General features: G+C 65.2%; 9 protein-coding genes and 1 pseudogene. 3 read left to right on the top strand and 7 right to left on the bottom strand.

Annotated elements, in window-relative coordinates; genetic code table 11:
- The first annotated feature begins 157 nt into the window (after positions 1–157).
- Positions 158–784 carry a TetR/AcrR family transcriptional regulator gene (locus tag FZ983_RS26315; RefSeq protein ID WP_149226951.1) on the top strand — a complete coding sequence of 209 codons (627 nt, stop codon included), beginning with the start codon at positions 158–160 and terminating at the stop codon, positions 782–784.
- Between the two features lie 205 nt (positions 785–989).
- Positions 990–2,465, top strand: coding sequence for an aldehyde dehydrogenase family protein (locus FZ983_RS26310; RefSeq protein WP_149226949.1), 1,476 nt, complete (start codon positions 990–992; stop codon positions 2,463–2,465).
- Between the two features lie 126 nt (positions 2,466–2,591).
- Here FZ983_RS26310 and FZ983_RS26305 read toward each other — a convergent pair.
- The 3 genes and pseudogenes from FZ983_RS26305 to FZ983_RS26295 form a co-directional block, all read right to left on the bottom strand.
- Positions 2,592–2,705: pseudogene (locus tag FZ983_RS26305) on the bottom strand (IS5/IS1182 family transposase); the annotation flags it as partial.
- Between the two features lie 222 nt (positions 2,706–2,927).
- Positions 2,928–3,362: a DUF983 domain-containing protein gene (locus tag FZ983_RS26300; RefSeq protein WP_149226947.1), complete on the bottom strand. Its 435-nt coding sequence runs from the start codon at positions 3,360–3,362 to the stop codon at positions 2,928–2,930.
- A gap of 112 nt (positions 3,363–3,474) precedes the next feature.
- Positions 3,475–3,657: a hypothetical protein gene (locus FZ983_RS26295; RefSeq protein WP_149226945.1), complete on the bottom strand. Its 183-nt coding sequence runs from the start codon at positions 3,655–3,657 to the stop codon at positions 3,475–3,477.
- Between the two features lie 138 nt (positions 3,658–3,795).
- Here FZ983_RS26295 and FZ983_RS26290 point away from each other — a divergent pair, with 138 nt between their 5' ends.
- A complete protein-coding gene (locus FZ983_RS26290; protein ID WP_247883990.1) occupies positions 3,796–4,746 on the top strand; it encodes an IS481 family transposase in 951 nt (316 codons plus the stop codon).
- A 94-nt stretch (positions 4,747–4,840) separates the two neighbouring features.
- Here the strand turns inward: FZ983_RS26290 and FZ983_RS26285 are convergent, their stop codons facing one another.
- From FZ983_RS26285 to FZ983_RS26270, 4 genes are read right to left on the bottom strand one after another with little or no spacing between them, the layout of a single operon-like run.
- On the bottom strand, positions 4,841–6,928 hold the full coding sequence (locus tag FZ983_RS26285; RefSeq protein ID WP_149226941.1) for a DEAD/DEAH box helicase: 2,088 nt from the start codon (positions 6,926–6,928) through the stop codon (positions 4,841–4,843).
- The gene (gene brxD / locus FZ983_RS26280; RefSeq protein ID WP_149226939.1) at positions 6,925–8,241 is read right to left on the bottom strand and encodes a BREX system ATP-binding protein BrxD; all 1,317 of its coding nucleotides are present in this window, start codon (positions 8,239–8,241) and stop codon (positions 6,925–6,927) included. The genes FZ983_RS26285 and brxD overlap by 4 nt, the downstream gene beginning before the upstream one ends.
- Before the next feature lie 10 nt (positions 8,242–8,251).
- Entirely contained in the window at positions 8,252–10,918 is a 2,667-nt protein-coding gene (pglZ, locus tag FZ983_RS26275; protein WP_188092520.1) for a BREX-2 system phosphatase PglZ, read from the bottom strand.
- Positions 10,915–14,661 carry a phage resistance protein gene (locus FZ983_RS26270; protein WP_149226934.1) on the bottom strand — a complete coding sequence of 1,249 codons (3,747 nt, stop codon included), beginning with the start codon at positions 14,659–14,661 and terminating at the stop codon, positions 10,915–10,917. Before FZ983_RS26270 ends, pglZ begins: the two co-directional genes overlap by 4 nt.
- Positions 14,662–14,738: the final 77 nt, after the last annotated feature.

Raw genomic sequence — 14,738 nt, 5'->3', positions numbered from 1 at the left:
TCTTCCCGGACCAGACCACCGAAGGCCGGATATCCGGCTCGTCGGCAATGCGCACCAACGGGCGGCCACCGGGAATGTGACGGTGCCGCCCGGCTGCCGCCGCGTTGGCTCGACAAGATTCTTGAAGTGATCGCTCGTTTATACGTACTGTGCTTTCATGAGCACGACCAAGAAACCGGTCCAGCGCGGCCGTCCGGTGAACGAACAGGCCCGGCAAGAACGGATGACCCAGATTCTTGACGGGGCACGCGCATGCTTCATCGCGCGCGGCTTTCATGCCTCATCGACAGCCGAGATCAGCGCGGCTGCAGGCGTTAGCGTCGCCAACATCTATCAATACTACCCGAACAAAGAGGCGCTCATCATCGCTTTGATCGAGGCGGACCTAAAGCGGCACCATGATATGATCGTCCGGTTCTGGGCGAACGATCTGAGCGTGACGGCCGTCAAGGCGACCTTGAGCGACCTCTTCCTGACGAAGGAAGGGCATGACCTTGCGGTTCTGCGGGCTGAGATCGCGAGCGAGGGTGCCCGGAACCCGGATGTCGCCGCCATGCTCCGCCGCTCCGAGGCTGGCCTCATCCAAGTTCTGCAACGCAGCATCCTCGCAGCCCGGGATGAAGGGCGCGTGCCCCTCCACATCGATCCGATCGCCGTTGGCGAGCGCTTGTCCCTGGCTTTCGAGGGCATCATGCGCCTTTACGTCTTCTCCCCGTCCGACGGTGCGATCCTCCTCGATCGCTATTATAGCCAAGTCGCCGACAGCTTGCACCTGAAGGCCTGAACCGATACCGACCATGCCTCATTTCGGCGGTCGAAAACCCGTTGACAATATATAAATGAGGCCTCACATATATTGACGTAGCTGACGCTGCGGCGGCCGGAAGCTTCCGACGCCCCTCCCGTAGCAGCCTGAAGGTCATGCCGGATCCCGCTCACGGCCTGATCCCATCTCTCGACGGCAGCGGGCACCCAGATGGAACGAAGCCATGACACAGCATTTTACGACCACGCCCGATCCGCGCCTGAACTGGATCAATGGCGCTTGGAATGGCGGCGGAACGGTTCGCGAATCGATCAGCCCTTCGACCGGCGAGGTGCTCGGCACCTACACCGATATCGGTGCCGACGAGGCGCGACAGGCGATTGACGCCGCCCGGACGGTGTTCGATACGACCGCTTGGTCGCAAGACCGGGGTCTCCGCTCCCGCGCACTCTTTGAACTGGCAGACCGCATCGAGGCGCATGGGCCTGAGATTGCGCGCATGCTCAGCCGCGAGGGGGGCAAGCTCCTTGCCCAAACGCAATGGGAACTGCAAGGATCGGCCGAATGGCTCCGCTATTCAGCCGCGACCGCCATGCTTCAGACGGCCGGCCGGGCGCTTGAATCGGCTCCGGGCGTGCACTTCCGATCCACCCCCGAGCCGATGGGCGTGGTCGGAGTGATCTCCCCCTGGAACTCACCGATCATCCTCTCCATTCGTGCCATGGGCCCGGCCCTTGCCGCGGGATGCACCGTCGTGCTCAAGATGCCACACCAGACCGCACTGACCAATGCGTTGTTCGCCGAGGCCGTGGCCGCAACAAAGCTTCTCCCACCCGGCGCATTGAATATCATCACCGAAAGCGGAAGCATCGGCGCGGCCATGCTCGTGGACTCACCCGACGTCAACGCAATCAGCTACACGGGCAGCACCAAGGTCGGGCGGATGATCGCCGAGAACGGCGCCAAGACGCTGAAGCGCCTCAACCTCGAACTGGGCGGCAAAACTCCGCTGGTGGTCTTCGACGATGCGGACCTCAGCGTCGTCGTCCCGCAAATTGTAACGGCTCTGGTTGTGATGAACGGGCAGTTCTGCTGCACGGGGTCGCGTGTTCTCGTTCAGCGCGGCATCGCCGACGCCCTCCGGGCGGCGTTGATCGAGGCCTACGAGAACGTCCGGCTCGGCCAGAGCGAGGATCCCGACGCCCAGCTCGGGCCATTGATCGACAAGGCGAGCGTCGGGCGGGTCGATGCTCTCGTCGCCGAAGCGGAATCCTCCGCGACGATCCTTGTGCGCGGCGGGCCGGTCACGGAGGGGCCGCTGGCGAGCGGCGCGTTCTACAGGCCGAGCCTGATCGAGGTGCAGCCACTCGATTCCTTCATCATTCAAAACGAACTCTTCGGACCGGTGCAGACCCTCGAGTTGTTTGAGGACGAAGCCGACGCGATCTACCGCACCAATGCGACGGAATTCGGCCTCGCGGCGTCCATCTTCACCGCAGACGCCGCTCGCGCCCGTCGCGTCGGTAAGGCCATTCAGGCGGGCACCATTTGGATGAACTGCTGGGGTGTGATCTCCGAGCACTTCGAGGAGAGCGGCTTCAAGCAGAGCGGCATGGGTGTCCTGTGCGGTCCTCGCGCCATTGAACAGTTCCAGGAGATCAAGGTGTACGCGTCCGTCGACGCGGCGCCGGCTGCTTAATCGCTATCAAACCTTACGGCGAGCCGCGAACGCCGGCGTGTTGCAGGGATAGCCGGAGTTGCCGCACTGGGGAGCGTTGGTGCAAGGAGGCGGGTGCCCGGCCTCTTGGCCCTCTTCGTCTGAGGTCCGGGGAGCCGCCCGCCAGCCGGCGATCGCCGCCTCATCGACCCAAGAGGTCAGGCTGCCGCGTCGGCGCAGACCCGACTCATAGGAGGACCAATTCGTCACCTTGAACGTCATCTTGGGGATGCGGTGGCGGCGGGCGCTTACGGTGTTCTGGTTTCGCTATTCTTCTTCGCTCGATCCTTCTTCGCTTGATCGTGATGCCATTTGATGGCGAAGAACATTCCCGTGCCTAACACGATAATCTTGAACGGAAAGAAGACCAAAGGGAACCAATCGTACATTTTGAATATCTCCAAGCTATGACACGATCATATCGTCAGGGGAGTCTGACGGCAGTCAGGTCGAGCGCGTGTCTTTGCCTGCGGGCGGGGCCACAGGCGGCTGGGTTGGCGCGGCTGTACCGAAACGGGCTTCCTCGGCGTTGTAGAAGTACTGGCTGGCCACCAGCCAACCCTTCAACGGCCGCAAGGGCGGAATACAGGTCAGCAACAGGAACGGCAAGGTCGTGGCGAGGTGTACCCAGTAAGGGGCCTCGAACTTAGCCTCTATCCAGAGCGCCAGGATGACCGTGGGAATGCAGGCGAAGCAGATGACGAAGAAGGCGGGGCCGTCAGCCGGATCGGCGTAGGAGTAGTCCAGACCACAGACCTCGCAGTGGGAGCGTAGCGTCAGGAAGCCACTGAACAGATGACCCAGGCCGCAGCGTGGGCAGCGACCACGCAGGCCAGTGCTGAAAGGGGGAAGAGGCGGCCACTCCTGTTCGGATGACATCGCGTGTTCCTTCGGGAGGCAATGGCAGACAATGCCTGCATGCAATATGAAATTGTATGCTCCGCTGTGGCCTACAATGTCAACCTGAATGCATGCAATATGCCGGCGGAATTCATACGACCATGGAAGACATGGCAGGTGCCTCGGCCAGAAGGTCGGCCACTTGCCGCAATGCCTCGCGCAGATCCTGGCGGTCCTTCGGGGCGCCGAGCGCGACACCGACAGCCTCCGGCAGCGTCGACACGGCAAAGGCATCGCTGCCGACGATACCGATCCCCGTCCCACGCAAGCGCATGATGAACTCACCGCGGGTCCACTCGTTAGGCAACCTTAGATGTTTAGTCCCGGCATTTGATGGTGCATTCTACCCGCAGGAATGGAGGGATGCACTATGGGCTAAGTACTCCATGGGAGCGCCACGACGACAGAGGCGATCCGTCGAGCGATACAACATAGTCAAGAGAGCCTGAGGGTTCTGGCCAAACGCTATGGGATCAACCCGAAGACGGTTGCCAAGTGGAAAGCGCGGCCCACGGTAACCGACAAGAAGACCGGTCCCAAGGCACCTCGTTCGACGGTGCTGCCGGTGGAAGAAGAGGCAGTCATCGTCGCTTTCCGGCGCTATACCCTGCTGCCGCTCGATGACTGCCTCTATGCCCTGCAGCCGACAATCCCCCACCTGACCCGGTCATCACTGCATCGATGCTTGCAGCGCCATGGCATTGCCCGCCTGCCTGATGTCGAAGGAGACAAGCCGGTCCGCAGGAAGTTCAAGGCCTATCCCATCGGCTTCTTCCATATCGACATCGCCGAGGTTCGGACCGAACAGAGCAAGTTGCACATGTTCGTCGCCATTGATCGAACGTCGAAGTTCGCCTTCGTCGAACTGCATGAGACGGCGACGACAGCGACCTCCAAAGACTTCCTGCTGCGCCTGATCGCCGCTGTCCCCTACAAGATCCACACGGTGCTCACCGACAACGGCATCCAGTTCACCACACCGGGCGGCGGCGGATCGGCCGTCCCCCTGATCAAGGAAGCCATCGCCAAGGGCGAGCGCTTCCGGGCTCATGCCTTCGAACTTGCCTGTGCGCGCCATGGCATCGATCACCGCACGACCAAGCCCAAGCACCCGTGGACCAATGGCCAGGTCGAGCGCATGAACCGAACCCTCAAGGACGCCACGGTCAAGCGCTTCTACTACGAAAGCCACGACCAATTCCGGCAACATCTCACCGACTTCGTGGCGGCCTACAACTTCGCACGCAGGCTCAAGACCCTGAAGGGGCTGACACCATACGAGTTCGTCTGCAGAGCTTGGGAGAAGGACCCCTCCAGCTTCACCCAAAATCCGCACCATCAAATGCCGGGACTAAACATCTAAGGCGGTTCAGAAGGCCGAGACTGGGAGGTGCTGGTCTCCCACAAGTCGGAGCAGCCCAGAGACATCATATGGTTGCGGTTGTGCGGTTGACCGGCTATTCGGTGGTTGCGTCTCTTATCAAGCGCATCGGCCGCGATAGCACGTCCGCCACCCCTCTTCGGTCGGACAGTCGCTGGGATAGGACTTCGATGGCCATCCTCTCCGGCAGGCATTGGGAAAACTTCAGATCCCGGACCAAGCCGGCATCGGCGACGGCTTCCAGCTGCGTCTGCGAAATACCGGCCACCTTACGCTGCAAGACCGACGCTTCTGCGGCATCGGTTTGGATGGATAAGTCATCATGGCCACGGGTCGCAAGACCCGAGGAGGCAAGCGCATGTGTCAGCATGGCATTCGCCCGCCCGCCTGCAAAGGTCCACCAACGCATCCGACCGGTTCCATCCGATACCAGCGGCAGCGAGGCGCCGTCGCAGAAGGCATAGCTTTCCTGCAACGACTCCAGGCAGGCCGCTCCCCGCTTCGACAGCCGGGATGGAACGTCTCCGCTGGTCACCACCCGTTCCATGGCTCGACAGAGTGCGAAGCCGAGGCTGTGGGTGCCGCCCATCCAGCGCGAACGTCCCACGTCCGCTGACGGTTCGACAAGAACGAGTCTGCGCGTCCAGTCCACGTCGACGACCTGCCAGCTTCTGCCAGCAAGCAACAGTGTCGTCGGGCGGCCATCGGTTTGTTGCAGGCTGGTGGGGTCGACCTGTCCGACCTCGACGCCGCCGTATCGCACCGAAAGGAGCAGCGGAGTCGTGAAGGCCGCCATCAATTCCATGAAGTTTCTGCGGCCGAATTCGCGCTCACCCTTGGGACCCATCCCCAGAATGCCGCCATCTTGCGCCAAGATGCCGGAATCGAGCATATGGGCGACGATGCTGCCTGCCCGATCGGCAACCAGCTTTCCGAACACGCGGCCTAGACTGTCCTGCCATCCTCCCGTCTCAAGGCCGCGCTCCTGCAGGATCATCGCCATGACCTGCTGCGCGAACAGATGGAGGGGGGCTGCAGGCGGCTCCACGGGTTCGACCCATCCGTCCCCCCACAGGCGCAGGATGCCGGCTGCTTGGAGAAATGCGCCCTCGGACGTCGCAAGGAACAGGCAGTTGCGCGTCGTGCCGGCGCGGCGTCCGGTTCGCCCCATGCGCTGGAGAAAGGACGATACGCTGGACGGGGCGTCGAGCTGGATCACCCGATCGAGGTCTCCGACGTCGATCCCCAATTCCAAAGTGCTTGTGGCGACGATGACGCAGTCGTCGCCGGTGGCGAACGCCTCTTCCGACCGACGACGCTCATCGATGCCCAACGAGCTGTGCGAAACGAAGGTCCGTACTCCCGCAGTCCGCAGGAGCGAGCCTAGCCGCTCAACCTTGCTTCGGCTGTCGCAGAAGACGAGGCGCTTTTCGCCGCGATGGAGCCGCGAGAGCACGATCGACGCATTCTCCAGCGACCCGACATGGTCCAGCATGACGTCGCCACCGGCCGGCGGTGCCGGCTGGCCGACGACGGTGCCGCCTTCGCCACAGGTCAGCCAATCGAGCAGATCCTCCGGATTTCCGACGGTCGCGGAAAGGCCGATCCGCTGGATCGGATGGCCGGTGACGCGGGCGAGCCTTTCGGCGACGGCGAGCAGATGCCAGCTGCGATCGTCACCGGCGAAGGCGTGCAATTCGTCGACGACCAGGGTGCGCAGGCCGGCGAACAACACACGATGATCCACGCGCCGGGAAATCAGGACGGCTTCGAGCGACTCCGGCGTGGTCAGCAGAATATCCGGCGGCTGTCGCAGAATGCGGCTGCGGTCGCCCGCACCGACATCACCATGCCAGAGGCCAACACTCCTCCCCACCAGCCCGGCATAATGCCGCAGCCGGGGTTCTAGGTTGTTGAGCAGGGCCCGCAGCGGACAGACATACAGCACGGAAAGGCCGTCCCACCGCTCGGTCAGCATTCGCGACAGGACGGGAAAAGCCGCGGCTTCGGTCTTGCCGCCGGCCGTAGGTGCCAGCAGCAGCGCGTTGCGACCGTCCAGGATCGGATCGATGGCCTGGAGCTGGGTCGGCCGCAGGGTGGACCAGCCAAGCGAATTGACGATGTGGTGCTGAAGTGCCGGATGGAAGCGGTCGAAGGGACTCACAGTTCCAACTCGACGTCGTCCACGGACCCGGCCGCCATTCCGGCCCGTTCGGCCGCCGTCATCTCCGTCGGCGTCACGGTCAGCGCGTAATGTCTGCGAGGATCGAAATCGTCGAACTGGTCGATACGGTCCAGTACGTCGCCGACCAGCTTCTTCAGGAAAAGCCGTGGAGCGACGCCGACCCGCCCGCCGAGTTGCCCGGTCAGCGCCTGTGCGAGGTCGCGGACATAGGTGTCGTCGGCCAGTTCGCACAACCGCTCCGCATTGGAGGATCCCTCGGCATAGATGTCTCGGACCTTCGCGCCCAGCCGGCCGAGAAGGTCCAGGTCGAAGCCCGGCAGGCGGATCTGGACGGCCCGTGGATTGTCGAACCGGGCGTCGGTCCCGAAATCGACATGGAGACGCTGGGCGAGCGGAGGCAACCGCTGGACGCCCTGCGGGCCGTCGTAAAATGGGGGCGTACCGGTCGTCACGACGAACAATCCCGGGAACCGGCCGGCGTCGATTTCATCCACCAGCTGACGCAGCGCGTTCAGCCCCTTCTCGCGGGTGTCGGTGCGCATCCGCTGAAGCGTCTCCACCTCGTCCAGCACCAGCAGCAATCCGGCATAGCCGGAATCGCGGAGGATGGTCAGCAGCCCGGCCAGGAAGTTTGTGGCGCCGAAATGGTCGATTTCCCCTTTGATGCCGGCCGTACGCTTCACCGATGCCGCGATGTTCGGCTGCCCGCCCAGCCAACCGAGCAAGCCGTCGGCCAACCCCTGATCCTCGGCCACCAAGGCCTGCCGGTAGGCCCTCAGCACGGCCGAGAAGGCAGGTGCCTGCCGCGTCACCGCCGCCAGCCGCTGCTCCAGCAGCGCGTCCGTACGGGCGACCAGCGCTTCGGCATCGGCCGGATCGAGGTCGCCTTCCGCCAGCACGTCCTCTTCCAGCGTATAGAACCAGCCGTCGATTACGTTGCGAAGCGCCCCCTCGCTCGCGTCCTGGGTGGCCAGCCGTTCGGTCATCCGTCGGTAAACGGTTTCCATCCGGTGAAGGGGGGTTTCCGTTTCCGAGATTTGCACCTCGCTGGTGGCGAAACCCCGGCTGCGCGCCCTCTCCTGAAGCCAGCGGCCGAAGAATGTCTTTCCGCTGCCATATTCGCCGCGGATCGCCTTGAATGCGCCGCGGCCGGCCGAGACCCCATTCAGGTCGTCGTCCAGAGCGGGAGCAAAGCGTTCGATGCCGACTGCAAGGACGTCCAGACCGGAGCGGGGAACCGTGCCTCGCCGCAATGCGTCGATGATTTCCGACCGCCTGTGCGGACTCAGCATGACAGTCGCCTCATTGCTTGAGTTCGAATTGCGTGTCGAGAAGCGCGCGGTTCAAGGTCACCGTGCCGGATGAGTCCTCGACCCCCAGCACCTGCACCTGATCCACATTCAAGACCCGACGTGCGGCCATGACCAACGACCCCAGACGGACTTGGGCAACGCCCAGCCGTTGGGCCAGCGCGACGCGGCTCAGCTTTCCACCGCGCTGCGACAGCGCGTCCAGGATCGCACGGATGTCGTCGTCTTTCGGCGCACCGCGGCCGGCAAGCTGCTTTTGCGCCGCATAGACCGGCGATGCCAGCAAGCGGGTGATCCAGTCGGAAGTGGGCGCTGGTGTCGCCGGCTGCGCCGGCACCATGTCGAACAGCGACGGCTGTGTGGTTGATCGCTTGCGAGCCGGCGGCGCTTGCGGACCAGGACGCGCGGGTGCGGTGGCGACCGGCATGGGTGGGGGCAGCGCCTCCCACCAATCCGGCTGAACCGGCGGCGCCAGTCGCCAGCCGTCGGGAAACACGCCCGCCGACAATACGGTCAGGGGGACCAGCACCTCCTGCGGGCTCGCTCCTCCGTGATAGCCGTTCTTCCGTCCGCAGTAGCGTATGGTTTCGCTCCAGGGCAGCACGATGCCGTTCTCGCCGCTCGGCGACAGGGTTCTGCCCTTGGAAAATGCCAACTCCCCCACTGCGGCCGGGACCGTGCCGGCTCGCCAGCGACCGTCATCGGCCTTCGTCATCTGCGTCGTGGCTTCCTCGACCAGATGGCCGTGGTCGGCGGTAAGCACAACCACCCGGCCGGCATTGCGGGCTTCATGCAGGATTGGACGCAGCAGATGCAGATCGTCCAATGACCAGCGCTGGCGCAGTTGCTCCGGTCCATCCAGATGATCGTCGATGGCGTTGTGGACGACGGCCACGATCCGCCGATCGGGGGTGCCGATTGCTTCGCGGACCAAGGGGGCCAAACTGCCGCCTTCGCTGAGGTCGCCTTTATGGAACAGGATCGGCGGGAGGCCGGCCTTGCCGACCGTCCGAAGGGCGGCATGTTCGGCAAAACCTTTGCTCTCGGTGGACTGGGAGCCGCAAGCCGGGCGTCCGCACAGGAGGCTTGCCCGCGACACGGTGGTGACGGTGGGAAGCATGGCGACGGCCGAGGCCGGTTCCGTCGCTTCCGTCGGCCACAACTCGCTCCACCCCGTGTTCATGAAATCGGGCAGCAGTTCGCGGTAGACGGCATGACTCATTCCATCCATCACCAGCAGCAGCACGGGGGCGCTGGCCGCCAGCGGAGCCACGACCTCCTCAAGCACCCGTTCGACCGGAAGCACGGGCCAAGTGGCCGCCGGTGCGGCGTTCCAGTTCCGCAGCAAGTTGGCAAAGCGTTCATTCTGCGTCTCACGGCAATTCCGCACCGCTGCGGCGAGGCTGGAATAAGCCGCCGACAGGTCGGCCATCTCGTCGCCTCCCGCCAAGAACCGGCGGGCCAGATCGACGAACGCTCCGTCGCGGGCATAGTCGAGGACGCCGTCGGCGAAGGACTGAGGTGCGGATCGGGCGGTCACGAGCCAGCGCACCAGACGCAGGGCCATAGCCACCTTCTCCGCCCGTCCCCTCTGGTCTGATGCCTGATCGTGGGAGGCGACACGGGCGGCAGCGGATTCCAGCGCCTGGAGGGCAGCGGCATCGGGAAGGGATGGAAGCGCCCGCGTCAGCTCATCGGCGAAGGCGCGCAGGCGAGCCTGGAAGCCGGCCAGCAGGACCGGACTGGTTATGGCAAATCCCCCGGCGTGGACCTGCTCGAGGAGGGCATCCGCACGCTCCAGCAGCCTGCGCCGCGTGGCTTGATCGAGCGGACGGAGGGCGCCTGCCGCCGCCGCCGCCCACGCCTTGCCATGATCGGCCGCGATCCGTCGCCCACCCACGAACGGTTCAAGCCGTACGGCGGCGGCGGTCAACTCGCTGAGGTGCCAGGACGTTCCGAAGACGACCCCGGCGACAAGTCCCAGCGGCAGTGCGTCGGCACCGAAACCGCTGTCGATGCATGCGGTCACCAAGCTGCCTGCCGGGCCGGCGGCCTCCGACAGCCACGAGGCGATCCCGTTGCGCGCCGTCGGAGGCAGCGACGTGAACCGGGCCAGCGCTCCGTCGCCGATGCTCCAGCGCAGCAGGGCTTCCGCGTCGGGCCGTGCGAAGGGCAGGCCCAGCAGCCGGTCCAGCAGGTTCGCCCATGCCGTATCGGCATCGAGCAGCCCGCCCGGCACCGGCGGATAGGGGCCGCGATGGGCGTGTTCCAACAGCAATTCGGCCAGCCAGGGCTTGCCGGAAATCCGGGGGTCGATGTTGCGGGCCTGGAAAGCCTCCCGCACCATCTCCCATGCCTCGACGGTCAGCAGCCGTGCCTTTACAAGGCGGGCCACGACATCATCGCCGAGCATCTCGGAGGAAAGGTTGGTCAGCAGCACGACGCCGGTGTCGCCGTCACGTTCGGTCAGGGCTTGACGGGCCGCAAGGGAGGATTCGCACCAGACGAGAGTGTAGGCCTGGCCGGCGCAGTCCAGCCGCTCCGGCCAAGCCTGACGGTTCGGTGAACGGATGCCGAGCGCCCGGACCTGGGGGTCGTGCCTGACGACAGCCTCGACCTGGGCACGGATTTGTGCGGTCGTCGGTGCCAGCAACGTCACGGGCGCCTGCCCTTCCTGACGATTTTCCAGGACAGGTTCAGTCGATAGTCCGGATGCCCGGCCAGTTCCCGCTTCAGCCGGTCGAGCAGGTCGGCGGCCTCGCCGGACGACAGGTTGCGCCGGTCGTCGACCGTGATCACCACGTCGTCGGGCTCGACCAGCGGCTCGACCGGGGCGGCGATGTGCGGAATCGTGACCGGTTCCTCGCTGAAGCCAATGCCCGGCCGCGTCGTCGGAGTCGGCGGCGGCGCCGGTTGAGCGGGGGCCGTGTCGGTCAGCAGCTTCAGCGCGCGCCCATGCAGATCGTCGAGCGACGGCTTGAGCAAGACGGCGCGCTCGTCCATCGACAGGGTTTGGCCGATGCGGTCGAGGATAGATGCCGCGGCGGCCTGCCGGTGGTCGGCCAGTTGCCGAAGCGTCTCGAACACCTTCCAACTGGAGTCGCGAAGGGCCAACCCGACCTCGCCGGCGGAGGTCAGGGTCTTCGCGACGTCGGTCTCGGTGGTCCGCAACTCCGCGCCGGCCAGCGAGGTGATGACCTTTTCCGAGGTTGCCGCACCGATGGCGACCAGCATCGCCTGCGCGGAGCGGGCGGTGGTCATCCGGTTGGCGTCGTCGGCGTCGATCCCGAGCGCCGCCAGCCTGTGGCCGAGGTCGCGGACCAAGGCATCCAGCTTGGGACGCAGGTCGGCCGCGCGTTCCGCGATCTGGGCGGACAGCTTGGCAACGTTCGTCGCGTTGCGCAGGTCCGGCGGCACCAGGCCGAATAGGGAAGAGGCCCGCTGCACCGCCAAGCGCCAGTCTTCTTCAGGCGGCAGCGCCTGTTCCCGCAGCTCCAGCTCGTCGTCGAGAGAGTCCAGCGTCGGCCGGATCAGTGCCGTTCCCTTGAAGAAATTGCGGTTGGTCTGTTCGGCATAGGTGAGGATGACGAGGTTCTGCACCTCGCGCGATACACCCATCCGCTGCGGCTCGTCCATCCAGGCGCGCAGGGATTTGACGGTCATGGCGCCGCCCTGCTGCGCGTGCTTCTGGGCGAAATGGGAGCGCCAGTGACGGGTAAGGACGAAATGCGTCTCGCCCATCTCCCCCAGCTTCAGCGGGTTGGCGATGGCGCGCATGGAGTCGCGTATCGTCTTGTCGGCGATGAACACGCGCCCTTCCGGGTCGGCCAGCGCCCGCTCGATGTCCGGCTGCAGCTTGCGCAGGGCCGGCAGCCTGACCTCGGTTCCGAAATTCGGGTGGGCCGGGTAGAGATAGCCGAACAGCTGTTCCAGCAGCTTCTCGAAGGCCGCCTTGAAGTTGGCGCCCACCGGCAGCGCCGGCTTGAAGCCGTTCAGCGACTGCAGGTGCTGGGACGCCTCCAGCGTTGCGCCGACCGCATCCGACGGTTCGCTGGCGATTCCGTAGGCAACCTCCAGGCAGGCGCGCAGGCGTTGCTGGAGCTGGCTGCGCTGGTTGGCGAGGAGCGCGCGCGCCTGATCGCGGTCGACCGCCGATAGATGGCGGGCGTGGTCGGCGAAACGTTCCCCCGTCAGCAGGTGGTTCAGTTTGACCAGCGTGCCGAGGTCGCGCATCGCCTTGTCGCTGAGGAAGGACGGCAGCCAGACGATGGTGTCGGAGCGCCCGACCGGGCCGTCCTTGAATTCCTGAAGGCGGGCGATGTCGTCGGCAGGCCAGCGGTTCGGCTCGTCGAACGGGAAGTCGAAGATGACCGACCACGCGCCGTCTTGGTTGCGCAGCCGGTCGTCGGCCATTTCCCGGACATTGTCGTAGACGATGTTGATCTGCCGCCGGATGCCGCGCCAGACCATCGAATATTCCAGGAAGAAGCCGTCGCTGTCCGGCGGCAGCCCCAGCATCTCGAACAGCATGGAGCGGACGAGCCGGCGGCGGTTGCCGGGATTGTCTTCGCTTGCGACGCTGGCCAGGATCGGGTCGGTGTCGACGCCGGTGATCTGGATCGAGATGACGGGGTTGGCGTCCTCGGTGGTCTTGATCTCCCCGACCTCGCCGCCCCAGCCTTTCAGCTTGGTCAGCACCATGTTGTTTTCGCGGCCGGGGATCGGCGAGCGCACGCTGCCATGGTTCAGCGCGGCCAGCCGCGGCGCGGTCAGGCCCTTCAGCGCCTCCACCTCCGGCACCAGCGCGGCCAGCAGCAGGGTCTTGATCAGCCGCGCATCGTTGCGCAGGGCTTGCGCCTTGGCGGGATCGGCGGTCTCCGCCTCCACCTCGGTCCAGCTGACGCCGTTCTGCCGCTCCAGCAGGGGAAGCAGCTTGGTCCGGTAGAGCTTCTTCGCATTCTCGAAATGGAACTTCATCGCTTCGGAGAAGGGTTCGTCCCCCTCCGCGATGGCGTCGAACAGGTCGCCAACCGGGATGATCTGGCCCAGCCGAAGCTCGTTCCGCCTTTCGACCAGCAATTGCGACATCAGCTTCAGCGCGGTGCGTTCGCGCTGCAGCACCGACGACACCGCGATCAGCGTCTGCACCAGGGCCGGGCTGAACGGATAGACCTGCCGGAACATCGCCTGTTCGCCGGTGGAGCCCAGCAGCGTGTCCAGCACCTCGCGCCGCACCTTCAGGAAATCGTCGAAGGCACCGTCCAGCGTTTCCTTTGCGGTGGGGGAGAGCGGCCGCAGGACGCGCTTCTGCGCGATCAGCGGCAGGTTGCGGTCCTCCAGCGTGATGCGGTGGAACCGGGCCTCCCAGTGCTTCAGCACGTCGGCGAACTGGAGCTGCAGTGCGCCGGCCAGATTCTGGCCGACCAGTTCGCGCAGGTCGCGCTGGCGGGCGATGAAGCTGACCAGCGGGATCGGGCGGCTGTTCAGCGCCTCCACCAGCTTCGACAGTTTGGAGCCTTCGCGCGAGACGAAATTGACGTCGGCCGCATGGGTGGCGAGCCACAGGATCAGCTCGTCCAGGAACAGGATCACCGCGTCGTAGCCCAGCGACTGGGCATGGCGGCTCATGATCGCCAGCCCTTCGTCCAGCGAGACGAAGGCGTTGCCCTTGTTGGTGGCGACATGGGCGTAGCCGGCGAAATAGACGCGCACGAGGTCGCCGATCAGCCGCTGCCGCTCGTCCCCCGTCACCGGCTCGGCCGTGGCGGCATCGAAGCTGCCGGCGTCCCACAGGCCGAAATCGAGCGTGCCCCAGCCGTCGCCGCCGTCGCCGTTCTCTTCCTTGCCGGCGTTCAGCTTGGCGAAGAAGGCGGCGTCGCCCAGGTTGGCGCGCAGGTTCCGCGCATCCTCGAACAGCGTTTCCGACAGGTAGAATCCGGGCACCGGCGCGTCGGGGTGCAGGCGCCGCACATGGCGGGCATACTGGCCGAGGATCGCCGATTCCAGGTCGCTGGCCCCGATCATGTGGTAGGGGACCATCAGGAAGCGCCGGCCCTGGATCCACTCGTCGTGGCGGACCACCACCTTGGCCAGTTCGGGAATCGAGCGGGCGTCCGGGTCGCCGGCCAGCAGCAGGGTCAGCACCGCCATGAAATGGCTTTTGCCCGACCCGAAGGAGCCGTGCAGGTAGGCCGCCTTGCTGGTCCCGCCGGTGACCGCCCCCTTGATGAAGCCCAGCGCGTCGTCGAAACACAGCTCCAGCTGCGGCGTCACGACGTAATCGCGCACCGTCGCTTTCGCATGGCCCAGCCCGTCGGCCAGCTTCAGGACGAAGTCGCCCTGATGCACATGCTCCGGGATGTCGATCAGGTCCCTGATGAGGGGACGGGAGTCGGTGGTCATACGGCAGCTCGGTCCGGGGTTCGAAGGGGGCGGAGAATAGAAAAGCCGGGATGCGGCCGCCACAGCTTTCGGGCGGC

The organism is Azospirillum sp. B21 (genome assembly GCF_008364825.1).
GTDB lineage: Bacteria > Pseudomonadota > Alphaproteobacteria > Azospirillales > Azospirillaceae > Azospirillum.
The sequence above is the reverse complement of the archived record's forward strand: the minus strand, read 5'-3'. Positions and strand labels throughout refer to the sequence as shown.